This window comes from Rossellomorea sp. QJM3NY_18, assembly GCF_056173145.1.
On the sequence record NZ_CM149659.1, the window covers coordinates 2,657,611 to 2,681,925 of the forward strand.

25 protein-coding genes are annotated in these 24,315 nt (G+C 45.4%); 5 read left to right on the forward strand and 20 right to left on the reverse strand.

Annotated features, from left to right (window positions below; genetic code table 11):
* Positions 1 to 12: 12 nt before the first annotated feature.
* Entirely contained in the window at positions 13 to 807 is a 795-nt protein-coding gene (locus AC0VXY_RS13725) for an SDR family NAD(P)-dependent oxidoreductase (protein WP_435990229.1), read from the reverse strand.
* Between the two features lie 15 nt (positions 808 to 822).
* Positions 823 to 1,782: an MBL fold metallo-hydrolase gene (locus AC0VXY_RS13730; RefSeq protein WP_475525540.1), complete on the reverse strand. Its 960-nt coding sequence runs from the start codon at positions 1,780 to 1,782 to the stop codon at positions 823 to 825.
* A gap of 509 nt (positions 1,783 to 2,291) precedes the next feature.
* On the opposite strand from AC0VXY_RS13730, the gene proC reads away from it, so the two are divergent.
* Together proC and namA are read left to right on the forward strand one after the other, a co-directional pair.
* The gene (gene proC, locus AC0VXY_RS13735; protein ID WP_435990227.1) at positions 2,292 to 3,110 is read left to right on the forward strand and encodes a pyrroline-5-carboxylate reductase; all 819 of its coding nucleotides are present in this window, start codon (positions 2,292 to 2,294) and stop codon (positions 3,108 to 3,110) included.
* 195 nt (positions 3,111 to 3,305) lie between these two features.
* A complete protein-coding gene (namA, locus tag AC0VXY_RS13740; RefSeq protein WP_475525541.1) occupies positions 3,306 to 4,325 on the forward strand; it encodes an NADPH dehydrogenase NamA in 1,020 nt (339 codons plus the stop codon).
* A gap of 50 nt (positions 4,326 to 4,375) precedes the next feature.
* Here namA and AC0VXY_RS13745 read toward each other — a convergent pair whose 3' ends face one another.
* From AC0VXY_RS13745 to rnz, 3 genes are read right to left on the reverse strand one after another with little or no spacing between them, the layout of a single operon-like run.
* Positions 4,376 to 5,131, reverse strand: coding sequence for a GNAT family N-acetyltransferase (locus AC0VXY_RS13745; protein WP_475525542.1), 756 nt, complete (start codon positions 5,129 to 5,131; stop codon positions 4,376 to 4,378).
* A 34-nt stretch (positions 5,132 to 5,165) separates the two neighbouring features.
* A complete protein-coding gene (locus tag AC0VXY_RS13750) occupies positions 5,166 to 5,705 on the reverse strand; it encodes a histidine phosphatase family protein (RefSeq protein ID WP_475525543.1) in 540 nt (179 codons plus the stop codon).
* A gap of 10 nt (positions 5,706 to 5,715) precedes the next feature.
* Positions 5,716 to 6,642 carry a ribonuclease Z gene (gene rnz / locus AC0VXY_RS13755; RefSeq protein WP_435990223.1) on the reverse strand — a complete coding sequence of 309 codons (927 nt, stop codon included), beginning with the start codon at positions 6,640 to 6,642 and terminating at the stop codon, positions 5,716 to 5,718.
* Between the two features lie 269 nt (positions 6,643 to 6,911).
* On the opposite strand from rnz, the gene zwf reads away from it, so the two are divergent.
* Together zwf and AC0VXY_RS13765 are read left to right on the forward strand one after the other, a co-directional pair.
* Positions 6,912 to 8,420: a glucose-6-phosphate dehydrogenase gene (gene zwf / locus AC0VXY_RS13760; RefSeq protein WP_475525544.1), complete on the forward strand. Its 1,509-nt coding sequence runs from the start codon at positions 6,912 to 6,914 to the stop codon at positions 8,418 to 8,420.
* Positions 8,421 to 8,436: 16 nt separating this feature from the next.
* Positions 8,437 to 9,057, forward strand: coding sequence for a cyclase family protein (locus AC0VXY_RS13765; protein ID WP_475525545.1), 621 nt, complete (start codon positions 8,437 to 8,439; stop codon positions 9,055 to 9,057).
* A 96-nt stretch (positions 9,058 to 9,153) separates the two neighbouring features.
* On the opposite strand, the gene AC0VXY_RS13770 is transcribed toward AC0VXY_RS13765, so the two are convergent.
* The 10 genes from AC0VXY_RS13770 to mce all read right to left on the reverse strand — a co-directional run bounded on the left by AC0VXY_RS13770 (position 9,154) and on the right by mce (position 20,029).
* Entirely contained in the window at positions 9,154 to 10,257 is a 1,104-nt protein-coding gene (locus AC0VXY_RS13770) for an NADH:flavin oxidoreductase (RefSeq protein ID WP_475525546.1), read from the reverse strand.
* A 157-nt stretch (positions 10,258 to 10,414) separates the two neighbouring features.
* Positions 10,415 to 11,083, reverse strand: coding sequence for a hypothetical protein (locus AC0VXY_RS13775; RefSeq protein ID WP_475525547.1), 669 nt, complete (start codon positions 11,081 to 11,083; stop codon positions 10,415 to 10,417).
* 23 nt (positions 11,084 to 11,106) lie between these two features.
* The gene (locus AC0VXY_RS13780; protein WP_475525548.1) at positions 11,107 to 12,207 is read right to left on the reverse strand and encodes a DUF58 domain-containing protein; all 1,101 of its coding nucleotides are present in this window, start codon (positions 12,205 to 12,207) and stop codon (positions 11,107 to 11,109) included.
* Positions 12,204 to 13,127, reverse strand: a complete 924-nt coding sequence (locus AC0VXY_RS13785; RefSeq protein WP_435990217.1) for an AAA family ATPase — start codon at positions 13,125 to 13,127, stop codon at positions 12,204 to 12,206. The genes AC0VXY_RS13780 and AC0VXY_RS13785 overlap by 4 nt, the downstream gene beginning before the upstream one ends.
* A 137-nt stretch (positions 13,128 to 13,264) precedes the next feature.
* Positions 13,265 to 14,671 (reverse strand): NADP-dependent phosphogluconate dehydrogenase, encoded by a 1,407-nt coding sequence (gndA, locus tag AC0VXY_RS13790; RefSeq protein WP_475525549.1) that lies wholly within the window; start codon positions 14,669 to 14,671, stop codon positions 13,265 to 13,267.
* A gap of 163 nt (positions 14,672 to 14,834) precedes the next feature.
* Positions 14,835 to 16,088, reverse strand: coding sequence for a DNA polymerase IV (locus tag AC0VXY_RS13795; protein ID WP_475525550.1), 1,254 nt, complete (start codon positions 16,086 to 16,088; stop codon positions 14,835 to 14,837).
* Positions 16,089 to 16,109: 21 nt separating this feature from the next.
* Positions 16,110 to 16,580: a chemotaxis protein CheW gene (locus AC0VXY_RS13800; RefSeq protein WP_435990214.1), complete on the reverse strand. Its 471-nt coding sequence runs from the start codon at positions 16,578 to 16,580 to the stop codon at positions 16,110 to 16,112.
* 282 nt (positions 16,581 to 16,862) lie between these two features.
* Positions 16,863 to 17,987, reverse strand: a complete 1,125-nt coding sequence (locus AC0VXY_RS13805; protein WP_435990213.1) for a tripeptidase T — start codon at positions 17,985 to 17,987, stop codon at positions 16,863 to 16,865.
* A gap of 75 nt (positions 17,988 to 18,062) precedes the next feature.
* A complete protein-coding gene (locus tag AC0VXY_RS13810; RefSeq protein WP_435990212.1) occupies positions 18,063 to 19,610 on the reverse strand; it encodes an acyl-CoA carboxylase subunit beta in 1,548 nt (515 codons plus the stop codon).
* 5 nt (positions 19,611 to 19,615) lie between these two features.
* Positions 19,616 to 20,029 carry a methylmalonyl-CoA epimerase gene (mce, locus tag AC0VXY_RS13815; RefSeq protein ID WP_475525551.1) on the reverse strand — a complete coding sequence of 138 codons (414 nt, stop codon included), beginning with the start codon at positions 20,027 to 20,029 and terminating at the stop codon, positions 19,616 to 19,618.
* Between the two features lie 188 nt (positions 20,030 to 20,217).
* On the opposite strand from mce, the gene prli42 reads away from it, so the two are divergent.
* Positions 20,218 to 20,313, forward strand: coding sequence for a stressosome-associated protein Prli42 (gene prli42 / locus AC0VXY_RS13820; protein ID WP_475525552.1), 96 nt, complete (start codon positions 20,218 to 20,220; stop codon positions 20,311 to 20,313).
* Positions 20,314 to 20,366: 53 nt separating this feature from the next.
* On the opposite strand, the gene AC0VXY_RS13825 is transcribed toward prli42, so the two are convergent.
* The 5 genes from AC0VXY_RS13825 to AC0VXY_RS13845 form a co-directional block, all read right to left on the reverse strand.
* Positions 20,367 to 20,870: a L,D-transpeptidase gene (locus AC0VXY_RS13825; protein ID WP_475525553.1), complete on the reverse strand. Its 504-nt coding sequence runs from the start codon at positions 20,868 to 20,870 to the stop codon at positions 20,367 to 20,369.
* A gap of 19 nt (positions 20,871 to 20,889) precedes the next feature.
* Complete coding sequence (locus tag AC0VXY_RS13830) at positions 20,890 to 21,867, reverse strand: aromatic acid exporter family protein (protein WP_475525554.1); 978 nt, start codon at positions 21,865 to 21,867, stop codon at positions 20,890 to 20,892.
* A 105-nt stretch (positions 21,868 to 21,972) separates the two neighbouring features.
* Positions 21,973 to 22,689 (reverse strand): amino acid ABC transporter ATP-binding protein, encoded by a 717-nt coding sequence (locus AC0VXY_RS13835; RefSeq protein ID WP_475525555.1) that lies wholly within the window; start codon positions 22,687 to 22,689, stop codon positions 21,973 to 21,975.
* Positions 22,682 to 23,341 (reverse strand): amino acid ABC transporter permease, encoded by a 660-nt coding sequence (locus AC0VXY_RS13840; RefSeq protein WP_435990207.1) that lies wholly within the window; start codon positions 23,339 to 23,341, stop codon positions 22,682 to 22,684. Before AC0VXY_RS13840 ends, AC0VXY_RS13835 begins: the two co-directional genes overlap by 8 nt.
* A gap of 74 nt (positions 23,342 to 23,415) precedes the next feature.
* The gene (locus AC0VXY_RS13845) at positions 23,416 to 24,192 is read right to left on the reverse strand and encodes a transporter substrate-binding domain-containing protein (RefSeq protein ID WP_435990206.1); all 777 of its coding nucleotides are present in this window, start codon (positions 24,190 to 24,192) and stop codon (positions 23,416 to 23,418) included.
* Positions 24,193 to 24,315: the final 123 nt, after the last annotated feature.

Below are 24,315 nucleotides of genomic sequence, written 5' to 3' on the forward strand. Positions count from 1 at the left end.
TATTTGGTTTCACTATTTTTTGAAAAAAAGGTTATTTCCCACTTTTTCGACAAAAGATGGGAATAATTGATAGAACTTACTTCCTATATTCATCCATCGGGGCAGGTTGATTTCTCTTTTATTGGTAAAAAGTGAATCCACTACCGTCTCCGCGACGAATGCAGGATCAAGCATGAACTTCTCCACATTCTTCACATACGTGCCGGTTTCATCGGCAATGGAGAAGAAGTCTGTGGCGATTGGTCCGGGGTTCACCGCCGTCACCTTCACCCCGTATCGTTTCGCTTCCATCCTTACACTGTTCGTATACCCAAGGACAGCATGCTTGGAAGCGGAATAGGCACTTGATTTCGGAGTGGCAAACTTCCCTGCCTGAGATGCGATATTGATGATGTGGCCAAATCCCTGTTCGCGCATATAAGGAAGGACTTCCCCTGTACATGCCATCAGTCCAAGAACATTCACATCCATCATCCCTTTTACATCTTGAAAGGAAGTAACGTGTGCTTCCTGGAAGATTCCATAACCTGCGTTATTGATCAAGGCATGGATCGATCCAAAGTCCTTCCTGATGGTAGTGAAAACGCGGGGGATTTGATCATAATCCGTTACGTTTAAAGGATATACTTCCACCTTACAGTTGAATTTTGTTGTCAGCTTTTCCTTCAATGCTTGAAGCAGATGGACACGGCGTGCAATCAACGCAAGGTTCCCGCCATTCTCCGCAACCTTTATGGCCATTTGCTCCCCGATTCCTCCCGAGGCACCGGTAATGATAATCGTTTTCCCTTTGATTCTACTGTTCATGTCAGTCACATCTTCCTAAGCAAAATAATAATAGATTCCTTCATGCTTTTCTTTCCGTATAGATTGATTGGATTCCAAATAATCCAATTGCCCGATGGTCTCGAACAATGTCAAACCGAGCTCCTTCCGATACACGGAGGGAAATAACCTCTTGCATATCTCAAATACGGTCACGCGGTTTCCTTTAATCATGCCGAATACATCTCTTGCTCTTTCTTCCTGTTTCCCTAATCTCCTCGGAATCAACCCATGAACATCCGTAACGTTGTCTCCATGTCCTGTGTAGGCAAGGGAAATTGGAAAATCAAAAAGTTTTTTCAATGAAGCATTATACTGCAGCAATGGCTTTGTACGCTCCATCTCCCCTTCAAATGGCGGTTCAATGAGGGGGTTGGGAGAAATAGTGGCGAGAATGTGGTCGCCCGCTATCAGAACGCCATCACGTTCCCTATAAAAGGATAAGTGACTCTGGGCGTGACCAAGGGTTTCAATGACCGACCACCCTCCCATTCCGGGAACGCTATCCCCTTCTGCTATCGCCACATCCAGCTGTCGGTCCCCCATGAATTTCAATGGACTCTTGAACTTGGGGATGGCCGGGAGATACTCTTCAGGCAGCCCTGATTCCATGGCAAGCTTCGTGAAGAAACGGTCATACTCTTCATGGAAGTGATCATCACGCTTGAGCCAGAATCGATTATACGTGTGACCATATACTGTGACGTCGGATGAGAAACGATCAAGCAGGCCTGCGTGATCGGGATGATGATGGGTCAGGACGATTTGTTCGATATCCTGAGGTGTATACCCTAAAAGGGACAATTGTTCAGTCAGCTGCGTCCAGGCCGTATCTGTAAGAGGGCCTGCATCTACCAGGGTCAAGGCATCCCCCTTGACTAAATAAACATTCACATCTCCTACGGCAAAAGGGGTGGAGAGTGTGATTTTTGCGATATCATTCACTAAAGTTGTCATATTTTCACCACATTCTTCATAATAAAAAGGGAAAGCCAACATGGTATCTTCCCGTTTTGTCACTCATTTCCAGAAAATGAATGATCCTTCATTACCTAGTGTACATTTTTTTCAGCATGATGTCATTTTTAAAAAGTGTGAATATACTAAAAATAATCCCTTGACAGATAAGCTGTATTTCTACGATAATCACCTATAATATAGATTTAATCCATTCATCACCCATTACATAATGATATAGAATAAAGCGATGAGAAAGACTAGTAATGAATAGAAGATGTCAGAGATCAGTGCCCACCGGCTGAAAGGCACCGTCGTCCTCTCTATTTGTGAACCTGCCTTTTGAGCGTCTTAAAACAGAACGTCGTCCAGCGTTAATGGAATTGGAGTGTGTTCATCTTCTTCGTGGAAAATGGACAAAACAAGGTGGTACCACGGAAGCGAGACCCTTTCGTCCTTTATGGATGAAAGGGTCTGTTTTTTTCAAAAACAGAAGGGGGAATGAGCGAATGAAGACATTATTTATCGGAGCAGGGTCGATGGCTCATGCTTTAATAAGCGGCGCATTGAAAGCGGGAGTATTGAATAATGAAGAAGTATATGTAACCAATCGTGCCAATCACGAGCGTTTAAATAAAATCATGCATGAATTCTGTATCCGAAAGGTAAACCGGGCGTCACGATATGATGTCATCATCCTCGCCATGAAACCAAAGGACTTTCATGAAGCAGCAGATTCTGTCAGACCCTACCTTTCCAAGAATACGCTGATCATCTCTGTACTGGCAGGCATCACCATGGAGCATATAAGCGACAGGCTGGACTTTAAGGGAGCCATCGCGAGAGCCATGCCGAATACAAGTGCAGCCATGGGGAAGTCAGCAACGGCGGTAGCTTTTAATCAGTATCTCTCACCCTCCCAGAAGGAATGGACGAAAACACTATTTCAGTCTGTCGGCATAGCAACGGAGGTAGAAGAAGAGAAATTGGACCTGATCACGGCTCTATCAGGGAGCGGACCTGCTTATATCTATTACGTAGCCGAAATACTGAAACATGCTGCAGTAGAATTGGGACTGGAAGAGGACCTCGCTGAAAGCCTTGTTACCCAGACGATCGCCGGGGCAAGCGCCATGCTTTCGGAATCCGGATTGGAAGCATGGGAATTAAGAAGGAATGTTACCAGTGCAGGTGGAACGACCGAAGCGGGAATCGCTGCGCTTGAGGACCATCAAGTTAGGGATGCCTTTTTCCAGTGCATTTCTTCCGCAAATAACCGCTCTCAAACACTCGGACATGAATTAAAGGAGAATTCTTTAAAAAAATAAACCTACAGCCGATCATGGTTCGCGGGGATCCCGTTTCAGTGATACCATCAAAGCAAAAAAGAAGTTCTTTGAAAGAGCTAAGGAAGAAGAGAAAATAGAGCACATTCCTTTTCCGGCAAAAGTGTTGTTGATATACTCATGATGAATTACTGTTTAGAAACCCGAAATAAATTCCTCATGGAAAGGTGATTGGAAATGAACGCAAAGCTATTCGAACCATATTCGTTAAAAAATGTTGAAATAAAGAACCGAATCGTCATGGCACCCATGTGCATGTACTCTTCCCACCATGAAGATGGAAAAGTCGAAAACTGGCATCGCACCCACTACACGAGCCGTGCTGTCGGCGGAGTCGGACTCATCATCCTGGAAGCAACAGCGGTTACACCACAGGGAAGAATCTCCCCACAGGATTTAGGAATCTGGGATGACGAACATATCGAAGGCTTAAAAGAGTTGGTGGATCTGATGAAGGAGCAGGGGGCAAAGACCGGCATCCAGCTAGCCCATGCCGGAAGAAAAGCGGTCCTTGAAGGAGACATCCTCGCTCCATCTGCCATTCCATTCAATGATGATATGAAAACCCCCGTTGAAATGACAGCGGATGATATAAAAGAAACCATCACGGCATTCATCAAGGGGGCTGAAAGAGCGAAGAAAGCAGGCTTTGATGTGATTGAGATTCACGGAGCCCACGGATATCTCATCAATGAGTTCCTCTCCCCCCTGTCCAATAAACGAAACGATGAATATGGTGGATCGGCAGAAAACCGCTACCGGTTCCTCCGTGAAATCATTGAAGGGATTCAACAAGTATGGGACGGACCACTCCTTGTGAGGGTATCTGCCAAAGATTATAACGAAGAAGGCTTGAACGTCGAAGACTATGTCGTATTTGCACAATGGATGAAAGAGCAAGGCGTCGATTTGATCGATGTAAGCTCCGGCGCCCTTGTACCTGCACGCATCCCGGTATTCCCCGGCTATCAGGTGAAGCTTGCCGAGACCATCAAGAACGGGGCAGGCATTGACACGGGAGCTGTCGGACTGATTACAACAGGCATCCAGGCGGAAGAAATCCTGCAAAATGACCGGGCGGACCTCGTCCTCCTTGCACGGGAACTGCTTCGGGACCCTTACTGGCCAAGAACAGCGGCCAAAGAACTCGGTGTTGAAATCGAAGCACCTAAACAGTATGAGCGCGGCTGGAAATAAAAAATACGAAAAACAAGAGGGGGGACCAGAAGTCCACCCTCTTGTTTTATTTATTCATACACCTTCTGTACTTCATATCTGAACCCTAGACAACGGTAATTCTGCTTTTGGTACATCCGTCTTGGCGTATCTTCCCCGTCCGCCACCAGAATGATAAACTTGTCAGGGAACCGTTCCATGACAAACCGCTGCAGTCTGCTTCCGATCCCTTTCTTTTGAAACGATTCGTGAACCATCAATCCGTCTATTTCCGCTGAATCTTCTTCGATGATCACATCCACGGATCCGGCCGGCGCCCCTTTATAGAAAGCCAGAAGCTGCATGATACGGGAATTTTCAAAATTCCGCTTATGCATATCCACCTTTTGGTCGGCAAAATCCCGACCATAGTCCATATCCTGCTCATACTGAAAAGAAAGATAATCTTGGAGTTCTTCCTTGCCCACTTCCTTGACCTCAATATCAGGATTCACATCCATCGATGGGAACTGATTTGGTGCAATGGAATAAAGTTCATTGAATCCGACGTCATATCCCTCTTGTTTACAATAATCCATTAGTTCTTGCGAAGGTTTGTGATCTTGAGGAAGAAGAAACTTTACATGCTTCTGGCCTTTTGCCTGATGGAATTCCCGTAAAGAACGGGCGGCTTCAATAAATTCTTCAAGTGTCGGCTGTTTCTTAAATGCTAGAAAGTTACTATCATACCGCGTCAGCATTTCCGGATAATGAATATGTCGATAAAGAGCGTTTTCGGCTATAATATGCCCCGGATTATAAATATGTTCAAATGTAAATGAATTCATCTCGATTCCCCTTTTTCTGTTTAAACGGCATTCCCTACTCCCAAACACGCTGTACAGAAGGGAGGTCTCCTTCCAGCCCGACGATATAGACGTCGGGATTGGATAGAGCGAACAGTTCATTGTAGCCATAGCTTTCATCAAATAACCTGAGGATGAGCGTCGTTAAATTACCATGACTCACACAGACAATGTGTTCCTCTTCTTTTCCCATCACTTCATCGATGAAGGACCTTGCCCGTTCCATCGCCATTTGATTGGATTCTCCACCAGGTAATGAGAGAGAAAAATCCTCAAAACTCCTCTTCAACTTTTCCATCCAATCAGGAAGATCCTGATCGCTCAGCACCCTTTCTTCCAGCCTGTCGTCCTCCCGTATGGAGAGGCCGGAGCGTTCAGCAAAAGGAGCGATGGTGTCCAGTGCCCTGATGAAAGGGCTTGAATAAATCGCTTGAATGGATCGATTTTCTAAAAATGACGCTAATTGACGTGCCTGACGTTTCCCCTCCTCCGTTAACGGTGCATGAAAGGGCTGTCCTTCCGCTTTCGCGTGACGTACGATATAGATTTCCTTCATTATTCCCACCCTATTTCTTTAAAGGTATGACGTACTCCATGAAATCCCTTGCCATATAGCTTTCCGGGAAGACGTCCCTTGCTTCCTTCTCCAATTCTTCCCATGACTCCTTTGCATAGCGGGAAGAAATATGGGTCAGGAAAAGGCGTCGGGCCCCGGCTAGAAGAGCGGTCTCTCCAGCCTGCTTTGTCGTGGAATGATAATACTCCCGGGCCATCTCTTCTTGATCCCGGTTAAAGGTCGCTTCATGAACCAGGACATCTGCATCCTTAGAAAGGTCCACCGCATTGGAACAAAACCTTGTATCTCCAAGGATCGTGACCACCCGTCCAGGAATCGAAGGTCCGAGAAAATCCTTTCCTTCAATCTCCCTCCCGTCTTCCAGACGAACCGTTTCACCTGATTTTAATTTCTTATAGAGGGGCCCTGGTTGAACGCCCCTTTCACGTAATTGATCCACTTGAAGGACACCTGGCTTATCTTTTTCAAGTACACGATAGCCGAAAGTAGGAAGAGCATGGTCGAGTCCCCTGGCTTCTACACTGAACCCTTCATCTTGAAAGATGACCCCTTCCTTGATTTCCACCACTTCAAGGGGATATTGAAGGTGGGTCCTGCTAACTGAGAGGGAAACCTCGATAAACTCTTTGATCCCCTTAGGACCATATACCGTCAGTTTTGTTTCCCCTCCTTGGAAGGAACGGCTCCCGAGTAACCCCGGCAGCCCGTATATGTGATCACCATGCAGATGGGTAATGAAAATCTTTTCGATCCTTCTTGGTTTCAAGCTTGTATGTAAAATTTGATGCTGGGTCGCTTCCCCACAATCAAATAGCCAAACTGCCCCACGTTCCTCAAGTAATTTCAAAGCGACACTGGTCACATTGCGGAGCTTGGCCGGTACCCCTGCACCCGTACCCAGAAATAATAATTCCACTGTCATCACTCCTCAGATGAGCTATTCTGTCTCCATTTTAGCATAATCCCCGGCTTTTTACCCTTTCCCGGAAAATGAGTCATAAGAATGAAAATTAAAGCCAACATAATGACGAAGAAGGTTACACAAAACATAAAACGTTTTCATCATTCCGTCCTCAGCATATAATTTGCTAAATGAAACAGAAGTCTTTAAAATTAAGTAATTGTATAGGATATTAAATAAGAAGAAACGCATAAATAAGGGTTACAACAAGATAAAGTGAGGTCATGACATTGAATAATCCAACAACACCAACATCTCTGATTACGATTTTTGGAGCGACAGGTGATCTAGCGAAAAGAAAACTATATCCGTCCCTTTATCATTTGTTCCGTAAAGGAAAAATCTCAAAGCGATTTGCCGTCGTAGGTGTGGCACGACGCGAATGGTCAAATGAAGAATTCCAGGAGCACGTAAAGACATCGGTACATAAAGCGTTAGGCAGCGATGAAAACATCGATGAATTTGTGTCACATTTCTATTATCAGCCGAATGATGTGTCTAACAGTGATTCTTACAAAGCATTGAAGAACTTATCCGATGAGCTCGATGAAACATATGAATTAGAAGGCAATCGCGTTTTCTACTTGGCGATGGCTCCTGAATTCTTCGGAACGATTACAGAGCAGTTGAAAAATCAAGGCTTAACCGATACAAAAGGCTTCCAGCGACTTGTGATTGAGAAACCATTCGGTCACGACCTGCCTTCAGCGGAAAAATTGAACAGCCAGATCCGCGAATCATTCTCAGAAGACCAAATTTACCGTATCGATCACTATCTTGGTAAAGAAATGGTGCAGAACATCGAAGTCATCCGTTTTTCCAATGCGATGTTTGAACCATTATGGAATAACCGCTATATCTCCAATATCCAGGTCACTTCATCCGAAGAGCTTGGTGTGGAAGACCGCGGCCGTTATTACGAAAAAAGCGGGGCCCTTCGCGATATGGTTCAAAACCATCTGCTTCAAATGGTTGCATTACTTGCCATGGAGCCCCCGATCAAATTGACGACGGACGAAATCCGCAGTGAAAAAGTACGCGTGTTGCGATCTCTTCGTCCATTTGAACAGGATGAAGTCAAGGATTACTTCGTCAGAGGCCAATACGGTCCTGGTAAAGCAGGAAATGAAGAACTTCCTGGTTACCGCGAAGCTGAAAACGTCGATGATCAGTCCAATACGGAAACCTATGTAGCAGGTAAATTGATGATTGATAACTTCCGTTGGGCAGGTGTCCCGTTCTATATCCGTACCGGAAAAAGAATGGAGACCAAGTCAACGAAAATTGTCATCCAGTTCAAAGATATCCCTATGAACCTGTATTACAACCCGGACAAGCCACTGGCACCGAACCTGCTGGTTATTCACATCCAGCCGGAAGAAGGGATCACCCTGCACCTGAATGTGAAAAAATCCGGACAGAATATCGAAACGACACCAGTAAAACTGAACTTTGCCAACAACAGCGTGGATGGAATGAACACACCTGAGGCATATGAAAAGCTTCTATTCGATTGTCTTCGCGGTGATGCCACGAACTTCACCCATTGGGATGAAGTGAAATTGTCCTGGGCATTCGTCGACAAGATCTCTGAAGTATGGGAACATACACGTGACGGAGAATTCCCTAACTATGAAGCAGGTTCAATGGGACCAAAAGCCGCTGACAACCTGCTTGCAAAAGACGGCTTCTCCTGGTGGCCGATTGCCAACCTCGATGTAGACCAATGCTAAGAAAGGTGTGGAACCAATGAAAATTTATGACGTAACTGCCCCGATCTTTAACGGGATGCCCGTGTACAAAAACAAACCTGAAAAGCAACCAACGATTGAAACAAATACGAACGGCCATGTGACGGAGTCAAGACTCTCCATTGATGTTCATACAGGGACTCATGTCGACGCTCCCCTTCACATGATCAACGACGGCGAAACGATTGAAACCATCGATATCGAGAAGCTCGTTCGCCCTGTTAAAGTATTTGATGTAACGGAAGCCGATGAAAAAATCAGCCTGAAGGATATTGAAGGATTAGAGATTGAAGAGAATGACTTCATCCTCTTCAAAACAAAGAATTCATGGGATACGGAATTCAACTTTGACTTCATCTATGTAGCAGAAGACGCTGCCGCATATCTTGCTGAGAAAAAGATTGCAGGCGTCGGGATCGATGCCCTTGGAATCGAGCGGGCCCAGGAAGGTCACCCGACTCACCGCAGCCTGATGGGAAGCGGCGTCATCATCATGGAAGGCCTTCAGTTGAAGGACATCAAAGCCGGCCAATACTTCATGGTGGCGGCACCACTAAAAATTCAAAACACCGATGCATCACCCGCACGCGTGCTGTTGTTTGATGAAATGATCGGGTAAACGTTAGATATAGGACTCTCTGGCTAATTGCCGGGGAGTTCTTTTAATGTAAACACAAAAAAAGGTGCCTCATTCAAAGAGACACCTAGTACTATCTTAATACAATTTTTTTAGCGCTTCCTTATCAAACGGCAGCAGGTCATCCGCCTTGCCATCTTCCACTTTCCTCACCCATTCAGGGTCCTGAAGGAGTGAGCGTCCGATTGCGACCAAGTCGAACTCTCCACTGTCCAGCCTCTCGATCAGACCATCCAGGCTAGTCGTATCCGCCCCCGAGAAGCTCGTGAATTCTCCATCCAGTCCAACCGATCCAACCGATATGACGGGTTTACCTGTCAGCTTTTTCGTCCAGCCGGCGAGATTCAAGTCAGATCCTTCAAATTCAGGCTCCCAGAAACGGCGTGTCGAGCAATGGAAAATATCCACGCCTGCTTTCACAAGAGGCTCCAGGAAACGCTCCAGCTCATCTGGCGTCGTTGTAAGCTTTGCGTTGAAATCATTCATTTTCCATTGTGAAAAACGGAAAATGATCGGGAAATCGGGTCCCACTTCGCGTCGGCAGGCCTCAACCACCTCGACGGCAAACCGGGTTCTACCGACCAGATTTCCTCCATAACGATCAGTACGACGGTTTGTATTCTTCCAGAAAAACTGATCGATTAAATATCCATGTGCCCCGTGCAATTCTATGCCGTCGAAGCCTATGCGTTTCGCATCTGCAGCAGCTTGGGCGTACGCTTCCACCATCTGGACGACTTCCTCTTCCGACATAGGCTCCGTGATTTCTTCACCTGAAAGACTTAGTCCTGATGGTCCAACAGGAAACGCTTCTTCATTTGGAAGCTCCCCCTTTTTACGGGTCATCCCCACATGCCAAAGCTGTGGAACGATCTTTCCTCCTGCTTGATGGACTTTCTTTACGACGTTTTCCCATCCATTCAGTGATTCTTCACCGTGGAACAGAGGGATGCTCGCTCCTGAAACGGAAGAGGGGTGATTGATTCCCGTTCCCTCCGTGACAATCAATCCAACACCATTTTCAGCTCTGCGGCGATAGTAAGCGGCAACGTCATCACCCGGGACCCCATTTGGCGAAAAGCCCCGTGTCATTGGCGCCATCACTGTGCGGTTGGATAACTGTAGTTTCTCACTATGGAATGGTCTAAATAATGGATCTGTCGATGTATTGGTTTGACTCATTGAAATGCCTCCTCTTTTCTTGATGCTAGTTTCATTATTTCAAACCCGTGCAGAAAATCAAAGAAATCTGTTTCAAACCGGCCAATTCATCCTTTTGTAATTCTCTCGAAAGTGCATGGATCGCTTTTATCACTTGCCCCCCCCTCAAAAAAGGGAGCTATTTTAACATCTTCCTAAGTAAATCCAACTCGTGCGTGGAGAAGTCCTTCTCTCCATAGCGAACTTTTTCATAAATGGGAATGATGTCTACAGGTCCCTTGATCCGTTTGAACCATTCCTGGATCGTTTCGTGGTTCTTTTTCCTGTTTAGGATGTTTAAATGACTCTCCCATTCTTTCAGCATCTGACGGATTTCATTCAACTTCTCATCAGAGAGGGTAAAGGAGGTCTCCTCTTCACGGGCTAATTGATCATGGTTAACGGCATGCCGGTTGACCGATGTTTCTGGAAATTCTTTTTTTATCACTTTCCTTTTTTTCTTATGGCGAAGATACCAGAAGAGGCAAGCAACCGTTAGAACCACGAAGATCCCGTATTCCTTTACTACATCTATAAAACTTTTCTCAGATCCGATTTCACCTGAAAAAGGGTCGACGAACCATGGTAAATATTCATCCACAACGATCGGCTTATCGAGTCGCCTGTCAGAAATCGTTCTGCCTTCTTTCCCGGGACCCAGATTGAGATCCCTTTCTCCACCGTTATCCTCTACATAGTAAAACCCTTTGATCTTTTCAGTCGTATCATTAAAGACTTCCATCAAAACCAAGCTTGCAACTGCACAGACAAAAATAAAAAGAAATGTTATCCCTACTCTTTTCAACATGACAACCTCCTCTCATTCCTCTCTCACCGTTTGATATGCAAAAGCTGTTCACGCCTTGTCGGCTCAGGCGGAGTTCCGATGACCAAGCCGAGTGACTTGCTGTCTTTCGCCTTCAGTGAAAGTTGATAAAAGCGGTCGGTTGAGAAGAATCTCCCATTTGGATCGATGACTGCAAGCGTCTCGGCAAGCTTCCTCAGTTGTGTGCGGTCAAGGTCGTTTCTGAGGCGCAAGACGTCATGTTGTTCGGTGGCATAATTAATCCACAGTTCCACCTTGCATCCTTCTTTAATCAAATACAGGCAGACCGATACGGTGTACTCAATCAGTTCCTCCATATCCTTTCTGAGGTGAAACTGACCCGCTCCGACCATGTTAAGGAAGATGGAATAGATATCTCCGTGGACTTTCTGGTATTTTTTTGCAAGAAGCTTGTTTTCTTTGGCTGTCGCAAGCCAGTGGATGTGCCTGAAACTTTCGTTTTCATACTCTTTGGTCCCTATGATGCTCGTCTCATCCAGAAACAGGGAGTAGGTGGTCTGTTTATATCCCTGAAGCATGGATTTCAGCTTCAAGTCATAGATCTTTCCTATCCGGGGAAGAACTTTGAATGAGGGGAGTTCGTCCTCCCCATATTCCATACGATACGCTCGCAGGGACAGCGGATCTCCCAGGATAAATTCAAGATTGCTCAAGCGGTGGTTCCCCCTGCCTTTTCCCTTTAGGACAACAGGTATCGTCTTTTGAGATTTAGCCGGGAGGTCCAGGGACAGTGAGTACATGCTGCTCTCACCATCAATGCTTGTGAACACGAGGTCATGATCACTTCTCGTCTCTATGTTCATTTTAAGACGATACAAAGGGAGTACAGAATCATTCCTGATATCAATATAGCAGGTCACCGCTTCGTCGATGCTTGAGGCTTCATGGTATTTCTTTACGCTCCACGAGATTTTAGTATGCTGGATGTTCAAGTAGATCCTCGAGAATAGAGCGAAAGATAGAATCAGGAAGAAAAGAAACACAAGGAAATTATACCCTGCGAAACTGCTGATGATGATGAGGATCACGTTCAAGATCAAGACCAGTGGCGCGAAGATAAAGGGTGGTTCTTTATGGACTTTCATGGTGTTTCGACCGGGACGGAAGTGAGGTCAAGGATTTCGTGTATGATTGCTTCTTTCGATGACTTCACTTCCCCCTCCACATTCAAGGAAATTCTGTGAGCCAATAGAGGCAGTGCCAATGCCTTCACATCTTCCGGCGTGCAGAAATCCCTTCCGTACAGGAAGGCCCTTGACTGAATCGCCCTCATGAAGGCAATAGATCCACGAGGACTCACCCCGACATCCACATAGTTATGCTTCCTGGTCTGTTGAACGATGTCCATCAAATAATCCTCTATTTCTTCCGAGACAAGGACATCTTTTACACTCTGTTTTAACTGGATAATATCATCAATGGAAATGACACTCCCGATGGTTTCAAGGGGATTGGACGAACGGAATCTTCTTAACATCATTTTTTCTTTTTCAGGAGACGGATATCCCTGTTTGATCGTCAATAGAAAGCGATCAAGCTGTGCGTCCGGCAGTGGGAACGTACCGACGGAGTCAAATGGGTTCTGAGTGGCGATGACGCAGAAAGGTTGTGGTAAATGGTAGGTGACTCCACCAAGGGTCACTGTCTTTTCTTCCATTAACTCGAGTAGTGCCGACTGAGTACGGGGTACTGCCCGGTTGATTTCATCAATAAGAAGGACATTATTGAATACCGGTCCTTTCCTGACTTTAAAGTCACTCGTTTTCACGTCGAAGTATTCCTGCCCGACAATATCGGAAGGGAGGGTGTCCGGGGTGAATTGCAGACGGTTGAAGGTTCCATCAATACTCTTTGAAAAGCATTTTGCCATGGTGGTCTTCCCCGTTCCCGGTACATCTTCCAACAATACATGACCGTCGCTCAATAAGGCAATGATCATTAATTCTATCTCATTCTCTTTATCAATCATGACTTTGGCTATATTTTCTTTAATCGATTGAAGCATCTCGCCACCCCTATCTGAATATGTAATATAATGGTAACATATACCAGCTCATTATGGAGTATCTTCTCAGAAAACTCAGTGTTTTTTTCACAATTAAAAGCCCCTCTCTTCATCAGAAAGGGGCTTAAATCATTCAATTATTTCATCCACTCCGTATGGAAAATGCCTTCTTTATCCACACGTTCGTAGGTATGAGCACCGAAGTAGTCCCGCTGCGCCTGGATCAAATTCGCAGGAAGCGTTTCTGTACGGTAGCTGTCATAATAAGATAGGGCTGCCGAGAAGCCGGGAACCGGTACGCCATTCTGGACGGCTACACTGATAACTTCGCGGAGTGCGTATTGATAGCTTTCGACGATCTCTTTGAAGTAAGGATCGAGTAAAAGGTTAGTGAGATTGGACTCACGGTCATATGCTTCTTTAATCTTCTGCAGGAACTGTGCACGGATGATGCACCCTCCGCGGAAGATCATGGCGATATCACCGTACTCGAGATCCCATTTGTACTCATCAGACGCAGAACGCATTTGGGCGAATCCTTGCGCATATGAACAGATCTTACTCATGTAAAGGGCTTTGCGAATCGATTCGACCAATGCTTTTTTATCGCCATCGAATGGTTTCGTATCGGGGCCTTTCAACATCTTACTCGCTTTGACACGTTCATCTTTAATCGCTGAAATAAAACGGGCGAAGACAGACTCGGTGATGATAGGTAAGGAAACACCTAGATCCAACGCACTTTGGCTTGTCCATTTACCCGTCCCCTTTTGACCTGCTTTATCGAGGATGACATCTACCATCGGCTTGCCGGTTTCTTCATCTTTCTTGGTAAAGATATCTGCTGTGATTTCGATGAGATAGCTGTCAAGCTCGCCTTTATTCCAGTCGGCAAACACTTCATGCAGTTCTTCCGCACTTAAGCCGAGGACATTTTTCATCAGGAAGTAGGATTCCGCGATCAGCTGCATATCTCCGTATTCAATGCCGTTGTGCACCATTTTCACATAGTGACCTGCGCCATCGGGACCGATATACGTCGTACAAGGATCTCCGTCGACCTTCGCTGCGATATCTTTCAGGATAGGTGCCACGAGATCATATGCTTCCTTCTGTCCTCCAGGCATGATGGATGGACCTGTCAGGGCGCCTTCCTCCCCACCGGACACACCCGTCCCGATAAAATGGATGCCAAGTTCGCTTAGTTCCTGATTGCGGCGACGGGTATCCTCGAAGAACGTATTTCCCCCATCGATCAGGATGTCACCTTTTTCAAGGTAGGGTTTTAATTGTTCGATGGTCGCATCAGTCGGATTTCCCGCCTTGACCATCAGAAGAATCTTCCGAGGTTTTTCCAATGAGTTGACGAATTCCTCGATTGTATATGTAGGATTGACATTCTTGCCCTTCGATTCGCTCATCATTTCATCCGTTTTCTCACTGGAACGATTGTAAACAGAAACAGAGTACCCCCTGCTTTCAATATTCCATGCCAAGTTTTTTCCCATAACGGCTAATCCGATAACACCAATTTCCTGAGCCATAACATCAACATCCTTTCATCTAAAGAATCATGATTTTATTACTTCTTCCGTTTCATCAAATCAATGACCGAAGTCTTTTTCAATCTAACAAGAATGGGTCACTGATGCAAATAATCCGATTGAGAAGTACGTTACTGTTATAAGGTATCCCCTTTTACAACTGTCATTCCCGTAAAAAGTCTTTGTTGAAGCTTGTGTCCTGTTTCTGGTCATAAGACTTTTTCTTATTCTTGGCTTTAATCCCTTGAGAGATGGAATCCTTCCCAAACTTGTCATGGAGCTTGGATAATACGTTGTAGAGTGGTTCCTTTTCGGCGACTTTCTTATAAGAAAATAAGTCCAGCTGTTCCGTGGCTTCGCTTTTCTCCACTACATCCTGTGCCGTGACCCCCAGGAGCCTGACGGGATCCCCATCCCAATGCTTCAGGAATAAGTCTTTCGCATGGTGGAATAAGTCTTCTTTTCTATAGATGGGGTTTGCAACCTTTTTGCTTCTTGTGATGGTCTTCCTGGATTTATCCCGGATCATCAGCTGGATCGTCGTACCAAGTACATCTTTTTGTTGAAGTCGCGACGACACCTTCGCACACAGCGTTTCGACAACCATTAAAAGCTCATGCTGATTCGTTGTATCCTTAGGCAAGGTAGTGGAATTGCCCACGCTCTTATAATCATAAATCGACTCTGGGTCCACATTCCTTCTGTCGATTCCATTGGCTCGCTCTTTAAGACGGAGTCCGTTGATCCCGAGCAGTGACTTCAACTGGATATCGTTGGCATGGGCAAGGTCGCTGCACGTATGAATACCGATTGAATTCAGCTTCTCGGCAGTCTTCTGACCGATCCCGTGCATTTCAATGACGGGGAGCGGCCACAGCCTATTCGGGATGTCCCTTTTACGCAACACGGTGATTCCCATAGGCTTCTTCATATCTGAAGCCGTTTTCGCCAAGAATTTATTGGGCGCCACACCTATACTGCAAGGAAGGTCTAACTGACCCTTGATCTGGGCCTGGATGTCTGAGGCAATTTGTAATGGAGTTCCTTTCTCGAAGGAATCCGTTATATCCAGATACCCTTCATCAATCGAAACGGGTTCCACTAATTCTGTATATTGTCTGAGGATATCGAATATTCCTTTGGAGGCGGCACGGTAACGGTCGAAGTTGGGTGTCATGATAACCAGATCCGGACATAATTTTTTTGCCTCCCAAAGAGGCATCGTCGTTTTCACTCCAAAGCCCCTGGCTTCGTAGCTGCATGTCACGATGATGCCCCGTCTTTCCTGGGGGTTCCCGGCTATAGCCAGGGGTTTCCCCCGCAGAGTAGGATCATAGGCCATTTCTACAGAGGCATAAAAACTGTTCATGTCAACATGAAGGATCACTCGTCCGTTTTTGGGATAGTGTGAGTTCATTTCAATCGCGGCTTTCTTTGTCTAGTTTTGATGTGTTTTTTGCTCGTCCACATAATCCTTTATTTCTTTTATACCTTCTAAGCTCTCTACTAAAACATCGGGATCGATTTGGGTTAAAAGAGAATCTTCAAGATTGATGATCCCTGAAAAATAGGTTGTTTTCGAATAAGCAAGTAAACCGACATTTGTAATCGACTCATCGGGCACTTCAAGGATTTCCTTTGCTTCGGTCACGACCAAACCGACCTGCATCGTTTTCGTCTGGACGACGAGGAGAAACATTCCTTTTTCAGCAATCGCAGGGGTGTTATATAGGATGTTCCCTAAATCAAGGACCGGAATCAGCTCTCCCCTGACCTTTACAAGTCCCAGGACAAATGGGGGTAAGTGAGGGATCGCCCTGATCTCCTCCACCTTTTCAATGGATACTACGTTCTCAATCGGTAGAGCATATTCTTCTTTTCCGGCATGAAATACAACTACTTTCGGCAATGTATAACGTCCCCTCTCGCATTTCGGATATGTATACTACTAATGTACCATATTTCAGAAAGGTAGGTGCTAATATGAATGAAGAAATGTCCACGAACCGAAGGGGTTACCTTTGGTTCGTGGACATTTGGATATATTATGCTTGTCGCCTCTTAGCAAAGCCCTTCTGCTTTTCTATTTGTCCAGCTACAGGGCTTAGAGGCTCGAGGTCATAAGTCAAACCTACCAAAAAGGCAAAGTACGCCTTTCCGGTATGTCCCAGAGCAAGCCCCCTCCGCTTTTCTATTCCCCAGCGACTTCTTGTATGATGGCTATTACCATTTCAGAGAGTTTGTTTAGTTCTTCTACTGGCATTCTTTCGCTTTTGGTGTGGATTTCTTCGTAGCCTACTGCCAGGTTGACGGTCGGTACTCCGAATCCGGCGATGACGTTGGCGTCGCTTCCGCCTCCGCTTGTAAGAAGCTCGCTCGGGCGACCGATTTTCTTCGCCGCACGTTTTGCCACTTCGACTACTTCGTCACCGTCTTTGAACTTGAAGCCTGGGTACATGATCTGAACTTCGACTTCTGCTTTACCGCCCATTTCTTCAGCAACGGAAGTGAAGGCAACTTTCATTTTTTCTACCTGTGCTTCCATTTTTTCAGGAACCAGTGAACGGGCTTCAGCAAGGATATCAGCTTGTTCGCATACGATATTCGTTGCTTTCCCGCCTTCGAAGCGGCCGATGTTTGCAGTCGTTTCTTCATCGATACGGCCAAGTGGCATTTTAGAGATGGCTTTCGCTGCAATCGTGATGGCAGAAACACCTTTTTCAGGAGCTACGCCTGCGTGTGCCGTTTTTCCGTAGATCGTCGCCATCACTTTTGCCTGTGTCGGTGCTGCTACGATGATGTTTCCGACTTTTCCGTCACTATCAAGGGCGAAACCGTATTTCGCTTTAACAAGTGAGGAATCAAGGGCTTTTGCTCCAACGAGACCTGATTCTTCCCCTACTGTGATGATGAACTGGATGTCACCGTGGGAAATATTGTTTTCCTTAAGGACACGCACGGATTCAAGCATAGTGGCAAGACCGGCTTTGTCATCGGCTCCCAGGATGGTTGTCCCATCTGAGTAAATATAGCCATCTTCTTTAAGAGTGGGCTTTACCCCTTTAGCAGGGACTACTGTATCCATATGGGAAGTGAAATAAATGGTATCTACCCCATCTTTATTCCCTTTTAATGTACAGATCAGGTTGCCGGCACCGTGGCCCGTTTCCCCCATCGTGTCGTCTTCGAATACCTCTACTCCAAGATCGGAGAATTTTTTTGTTAATACTTTCGCGATTTCCGCTTCTTCTTTCGTTTCAGAATCGATCTGGACCAATTCCAGGAATTCATTTAATAAACGTTCTTCATTAATCATTTAGTAACCTCCACAAATATGTATTCACATTTATAGTATAGCGTGAATAGCCGGGTTCAACAAATGGTACACCTTTTACAATGGGATATTGCCGTGCTTTTTCTTCGGACGTTCTTCCCGTTTGTTTCTCATCATTTCCAACCCTTGAATCAATTTAATCCGGGTTTCACGGGGATCGATGACATCATCCACCATTCCACGGGACGCGGCGACATATGGATTCGCGAATTTTTCACGATACTCTTCGATTTTCTGTTCCCTTAGCTCTTCAGGGTTATCGCTCGATGCAATTTCCCTGGCAAAAATGATATTTGCGGCTCCTTGAGGCCCCATGACGGCGATTTCCGCATTCGGCCAGGCAAAGACCAGATCCGCACCGATCGATTTACTATTCAGTGCCACATACGCTCCACCATACGCTTTCCTTAGAATCACGGTCATTTTAGGGACCGTCGCTTCAGAATATGCGTATAGAATCTTGGCCCCGTGACGGATGATTCCTCCGTGTTCCTGCTTGATCCCAGGGAAGAAACCCGTAACATCCTCAAACGTAATGAGAGGAATATTGAAGGAATCACAGAACCTGATGAAACGGGAGGCTTTGTCGGAAGAATCGATATCAAGACCACCCGCCATGAACTTTGGCTGATTGCATATAAGTCCGACGACTTCGCCTTTTATGCGGGCCAACCCCACAACGATGTTTTTGGCGAATTCCTTCTGAACCTCCATGAAGCTTCCTTCATCTACGATTTCATTGATGACGGTACGGACGTCATAGGGACGAATCGCATCAAATGGAATCAGGTCCGTTAAGTTGGCACGGTAATCATCGTCTTCATCCACATCCAGGCGAGGGGGCTTCTCTTCATTATTTTGAGGCAGGTATGTTAATAATCTTCGAACCTCTTGTAACACCTCTTCCTCCGTTTTCCCCCTGAAATGGGCATTTCCGCTGATGGAGTTATGAACCTTTGCCCCACCGAGATCCTCCGAGCTTATTTTTTCCCCTGTCACGGTTTCAATGACTTTAGGTCCGGTGATGAACATTTGGCTCGTCTCATCCACCATAAAGACAAAATCCGTGATGGCAGGTGAGTAAACCGCCCCACCGGCACAAGGGCCCATGATGACGGATATTTGCGGAATCACCCCTGAATAAACGGCGTTTCGATAGAAGATATGTCCATAGCCATCCAAAGAAACGACACCTTCTTGAATCCTTGCCCCGCCAGAATCATTCAATCCGATGAACGGAGCACCATTTTTGACAGCAAGATCCATCACATGGGAAATCTTCTTCGCGTGCATTTCTCCAAGTGCCCCGCCGAACACCGTGAAATCCTGGGAGAATAAGTAAATCGGTTTCCCGTTTACTTTTCCGTACCCTGTCACGACCCCGTCACCAGGGCCCTGTACCCCTTCAAGTCCAAAGTCTGAGCATCTGTGCTCGATGAATGGGTTCAACTCCACAAAGCTACCAGGATCAACCAGGATATCGATTCGTTCCCTTGCTGTCAGCTTTCCTTTTTCATGCTGCTTGTCTATTTTTTCATCTCCGCCGCCAAGCTCCACTTCTCTTCTGCGGTCGTATAATTCATTGATTTTCTCATAAATATCCATTATGATTACTCCCCTTTGATGTTGGATTTATCACAAAGCTCGTATAAAACGCCGTAGGCCGATTTCGGATGCATGAACGCAACAGATGCCCCGCCGGCACCAGGCTTTGGTATTTCGTTGATCATCCGTACCCCTTTGGTCTGGAGCTCTATGATGCGCTCCTCGATTCCTTCTACACCGAAGGCTATATGGTGAATCCCTTCACCCTTTTTTTCTATGAATGCCGCAATCGGGCTTTCTTTATGTAGTGGCTCCAGTAACTCGAGCTTAAGATTTCCACCATCCATGAATGCTACTTTGACACCTTGATTCTCAACTTCTTCGATCTTCAGTAGTGAAAGACCGAGAGTATCTTCATAAAATTTGAGAACATTGTCTATTGATGAAACCGCTATGCCGATATGATCTACCTTTTTCATCCCTATCATCCCCCTGTTGTTTGCATGCTCCACCCATATAGTATTCCATACTTGTTGTCGAATTTCCTCCTATAGAGACGAATAATTAAAGCGTTTTCTTTTATTCCGGTGGTTGTCTTCTCTCAATATTCACGTTAAAATAGAATTGAAAATTATCTCACGCTCATGTGGGAGAATGGAGCGATACGATGGGTAATAAAAAAATGCAAAAGATCATTGTATTTATTATGTTGTTTGCGATGATTGCAACAACGATCATGGCAGGACTGACATTCTTATTATAAAAATAGTAACTAAAAGGAGCTGCTTTTCGAATCCATCGATCAGCAGCTCCTCTTTATTTTAGTGCCCCAAATTCTTTCCCCAACCGATTGAAGCTTTTCTTCGTTTTCACCACGAGTACCTTGGTGCCGATTGGTGCTTTGTCAAACAAATATTCCACGTTCCTATTGTGCATCCGGATGCATCCATTGGAAATATACTTCCCTATGCTCGATGGCCTGTTCGTCCCATGGATTCCGTAAATCCTGCCATCGGTCCCTTCTGCATCGAAACCGATCCACCTGGTCCCGAGGGGGTTTCTCGGGTCCCCGCCAGGTATATTCTTCTTACGGTAATAGGGGTTCTTGGCTTTCACTGTGACATTAAACAACCCTTCCGGAGTGAGCTCAGTCGTTTTCCCAGTAGCGACGGGAAAGGTAGCCTTTATCTTCCCATGGTCTATATACGCCAATTGGTTCGTTTCCTTGTTGACGATGATAAATGGATCTCCCGGGATAGGGTTCCTCCCGAGTGGCCATATGGGTGAAGCAAACAATATGATGGCAAGAAGTAAACGCATACTATCACCTTTTCATGTTTTAGGTGTAGTTTGCTTCACTTTCCTCCTTTTTTATTCCTTTGAACGAGCTTTTCAGGAGGAGATACTGTTCCATTTCCTGAACAAATTGATAAAGGGCAGCACGTGTTTCAAACTCTTCCCTCGTTTTCGGCAGCTCCATCTGCTCGAATTCCACTTTCATATCGTACAGTTTTTTCAAGTAAAAGAGCGCCGTATTCCCCGGATGGATATGATCGCTCAGTTCTTCCAGGAAATCTGCGATGCGATGGCCCTGCTCGACGGTTAACGATATATTTGTCGCAATCGGCAGGATGCGCTGAAGGATTTCAAACTGTTTTTCCCTCATTTTGAAATATAAATAGTATAAGTTCTCATCTCTTAAAAAGTGGTTTTCTACATCTTTAAAGGCAATCGTCTTTGCCTCTTTGAGTAATTGCTCCGTTTCTGTGATTTCCCTGCCGTCCCAATTGCTGTCATTTGTCTTTAGATAGTTGATCATTTCACAGAAAACCTTATAAAAGTTCGCTTCAATTTTCTCCTGATATTGAATCATCTTTTTATCGACGCTCGGCATATACAGATTCATCAAGAGTGCAATCCCGATCCCGATCACGATGATCCCAAGCTCATTTTCAAAAAGGCCAAGGGTGGCATGTCCCGCTGAGTATACATGAAGGATGATGACGGAACTTGTGACAATCCCCTCCTTGATGTTCAAGCTTACGGTGATGGGAATGAACACAAGAAGCAGCAAACCGATGACCGCCGGGTTATAGGCAAGGAATTCGAAAAAGGCGGCAGAAAAAACCATGGCAATCACACACGCCAAAAAACGGCTCCATGATGCATTCACCGATTTCTTCTTCGTATTCTGAATGCACAGGATCGTCAATATCCCGGCTGATACGAAATTATCCAGGTGGAACCACTGGGCGATGCTGATGGCAGCCGCGGTGCCGATTCCTGTCTTAAGTGTCCGATATCCGATTCGAAACATTCAACTTTCTCCTAACTACTTCATTTTTTAGCTACTCTAGGATACCACAAACAGTGATGAACATAAAAAGAGGGATTAACGATTTCTTCCGTTAACCCCTCACCATTATAATATTTTCTCAAGGAATCCTTTTCCCCTGTCACTTTGCGGGTTGGAGAAAAAGGCCTGCGGTTCTCCTTCTTCAATGATCTTACCATCATCGATGAAGAGGATCCTGTCCGCCACCTCTCTTGCAAAGCCCATTTCATGGGTCACGATGATCATCGTCATCCCTGTGTGAGCGAGTGATTTCATGACATCCAGAACCTCTTTCACCATTTCGGGATCAAGGGCTGACGTAGGTTCATCGAATAACATGACTTTCGGTTCCATTGCAAGTGCCCTTGCAATGGCCACACGCTGCTTCTGTCCGCCTGATAAACGGTTCGGGTATTCGTTGCACTTTTCTTTCAGACCGACTTTAGTCAGGAGGTCCGTCCCTAATTTCGCAGCTTCCCCTTTGGTCATGCCCTTCACTTTCATTGGGGCGTAAATGACATTTTCCAATGAGGTCATATGAGGAAAGAGGTGAAAATGTTGAAATACCATGCCGACGTCTTGTCTTACCTTATTGATGGCTTTCCCCTTCACAAGGGCTTCTTCAAAGTAAATCGATCCCGATGTAGGTTCTTCAAGATGATTCAAACACCGCAATAAAGTGGATTTCCCTGAACCCGATGGACCGATCAATGCGACGACTTCACCTTTCTCAACCGAGAAATCGATTCCCTTTAATACCTGAAGCTTTCCAAACGACTTGGTTATCTGTTCTCCTTTAATCATTTCCACGCAGTCTCCCTTCCAGCACTTTCCCTAGTAAAGTCAGAATCATAACGAGCACATAATAAATCAGACCTGCGAATAAAAGCGGTTCAAAGAAGGAATACAAGTCACTTCCAACCATGTATGAACGTCTCATCACATCTGCAGCACCGATCACCGTGACGATGGCAGATTCCTTTGTAAGCGTGATGAATTCGTTCATCAACGCAGGGAGGATATTCTTGATCGCCTGAGGCAGGATCACGTCTTTCATCATCAATCGGTAAGGCACTCCAAGAGCCATCGCCGCTTCCGTTTGCCCTTTATCCACTGCATTGATCCCGGCACGGATGATTTCGGAAATATAGGCAGCTGAATTAAGGGAAAAAGCGAGGATCGCTGCGTAATACGGTTCAATCTGTGTCCCGAAAAGCTGAGGAGATCCGTAGAAGATGATCATCAGTTGAAGGACGAGGGGAGTTCCCCTGAATATCGATGTATAAAGATCCGCAAGCAGGGTTAAAGGTTTGATGGAACTAATTTTACAAAGGGCAAGAAGAATACCGAACACGAACCCGAGCACCCCTGCTAACGCGACAATTTTAAGTGTGACCTTCAATCCTTCCAAAATAAAGGGGATCGAAGGAATCAGTTGTTCAAAATCTAGTGGCATATTGATCCCCTCCAAAGTTGTAATGTCATGTAATAGGAAGGGCTAACCGGATTAGAGGTTAGCCCTTCATCGATCTACTGTTCTCCGTCAAACCATTTTTCAGCGAGTTTATCCAATTCTCCACTGTCTTTAATCTTCTTCAATGCGTCATTGAATTTACCTGTCAGCTCGCTGTCCTTTGGAAGGGCAACCGCAGAACCTGCCTCTTCTTCATTTACATTCATCGTATTTCCTTGAAGCTCGTCATTCTTGTCCAAATAACCGTTTGCCACTGTATTTTCGATGATAATGGCGTCGAAGCGTCCATTTTGAAGATCCTGGATCAGTTCAGGAATACGATCACGAGTGTCCACTTTCAGCTTGATCGATTTTGAAAGTTCTTCTGCAGCATCCTGTTGAATCGAGCCTAATTGAACTCCTACCGTTTTCCCATCCAGATCTTTCTCACTTTGAATGCCGCTTTCTTTTGTCGAGATAATCATATCTTTAGCCGTATAGTAGACATCACTGAAGTCAACATTCTTTTGTCGTTCCGGCGTAGGTGTCATGGCAGAAAGGACAAAATCCACCTGCCCCGTTTTCAGGGCGGAGATTAATCCGCTGAATTCCATATCCTTGATTTCGATTTCGTATCCCATTTCATCTGCGAGCATATTGGCAAGATCAATATCATACCCAATGATTTTGTCGCTGTGGGCCGTGTCGACATATTCAAACGGTTTATAGTCTGCCGACGTCCCCATGATCAATTTCTTGGATTCCCCGGAAGCAGGCTTGTCTTCTCCTGAGCCGCATGCTGCAAGTGTAGTAGAAAGGATTAATACTAATACGAGAGATAATAGCTTTTTCATTGTGATTCCTCCTGAGTTTAAATGTATAAATATAATATATAATGTATATTAATTACTATATTCGTATTGTAGCAGAGTTCAATATTTATGCAATACTTTTTATAAATATCGATAAATAATTAT

Bases quoted from the DNA above. Each gene is read 5' to 3' on its own strand.
- AC0VXY_RS13725 (WP_435990229.1), bottom strand. From the start codon at position 807: ATGAACAGTAGAATCAAAGGGAAAACGATTATCATTACCGGTGCCTCG.
- AC0VXY_RS13730 (WP_475525540.1), bottom strand. From the start codon at position 1,782: ATGACAACTTTAGTGAATGATATCGCAAAAATCACACTCTCCACCCCT.
- proC (WP_435990227.1), top strand. From the start codon at position 2,292: ATGAAGACATTATTTATCGGAGCAGGGTCGATGGCTCATGCTTTAATA.
- namA (WP_475525541.1), top strand. From the start codon at position 3,306: ATGAACGCAAAGCTATTCGAACCATATTCGTTAAAAAATGTTGAAATA.
- AC0VXY_RS13745 (WP_475525542.1), bottom strand. From the start codon at position 5,131: ATGAATTCATTTACATTTGAACATATTTATAATCCGGGGCATATTATA.
- AC0VXY_RS13750 (WP_475525543.1), bottom strand. From the start codon at position 5,705: ATGAAGGAAATCTATATCGTACGTCACGCGAAAGCGGAAGGACAGCCC.
- zwf (WP_475525544.1), top strand. From the start codon at position 6,912: ATGACATTGAATAATCCAACAACACCAACATCTCTGATTACGATTTTT.
- AC0VXY_RS13765 (WP_475525545.1), top strand. From the start codon at position 8,437: ATGAAAATTTATGACGTAACTGCCCCGATCTTTAACGGGATGCCCGTG.
- AC0VXY_RS13770 (WP_475525546.1), bottom strand. From the start codon at position 10,257: ATGAGTCAAACCAATACATCGACAGATCCATTATTTAGACCATTCCAT.
- AC0VXY_RS13775 (WP_475525547.1), bottom strand. From the start codon at position 11,083: ATGTTGAAAAGAGTAGGGATAACATTTCTTTTTATTTTTGTCTGTGCA.
- AC0VXY_RS13780 (WP_475525548.1), bottom strand. From the start codon at position 12,207: ATGAAAGTCCATAAAGAACCACCCTTTATCTTCGCGCCACTGGTCTTG.
- AC0VXY_RS13785 (WP_435990217.1), bottom strand. From the start codon at position 13,127: ATGCTTCAATCGATTAAAGAAAATATAGCCAAAGTCATGATTGATAAA.
- gndA (WP_475525549.1), bottom strand. From the start codon at position 14,671: ATGGCTCAGGAAATTGGTGTTATCGGATTAGCCGTTATGGGAAAAAAC.
- AC0VXY_RS13795 (WP_475525550.1), bottom strand. From the start codon at position 16,088: ATGAACTCACACTATCCCAAAAACGGACGAGTGATCCTTCATGTTGAC.
- AC0VXY_RS13805 (WP_435990213.1), bottom strand. From the start codon at position 17,987: ATGATTAATGAAGAACGTTTATTAAATGAATTCCTGGAATTGGTCCAG.
- AC0VXY_RS13810 (WP_435990212.1), bottom strand. From the start codon at position 19,610: ATGGATATTTATGAGAAAATCAATGAATTATACGACCGCAGAAGAGAA.
- mce (WP_475525551.1), bottom strand. From the start codon at position 20,029: ATGAAAAAGGTAGATCATATCGGCATAGCGGTTTCATCAATAGACAAT.
- prli42 (WP_475525552.1), top strand. From the start codon at position 20,218: ATGGGTAATAAAAAAATGCAAAAGATCATTGTATTTATTATGTTGTTT.
- AC0VXY_RS13825 (WP_475525553.1), bottom strand. From the start codon at position 20,870: ATGCGTTTACTTCTTGCCATCATATTGTTTGCTTCACCCATATGGCCA.
- AC0VXY_RS13830 (WP_475525554.1), bottom strand. From the start codon at position 21,867: ATGTTTCGAATCGGATATCGGACACTTAAGACAGGAATCGGCACCGCG.
- AC0VXY_RS13835 (WP_475525555.1), bottom strand. From the start codon at position 22,689: ATGATTAAAGGAGAACAGATAACCAAGTCGTTTGGAAAGCTTCAGGTA.
- AC0VXY_RS13840 (WP_435990207.1), bottom strand. From the start codon at position 23,341: ATGCCACTAGATTTTGAACAACTGATTCCTTCGATCCCCTTTATTTTG.
- AC0VXY_RS13845 (WP_435990206.1), bottom strand. From the start codon at position 24,192: ATGAAAAAGCTATTATCTCTCGTATTAGTATTAATCCTTTCTACTACA.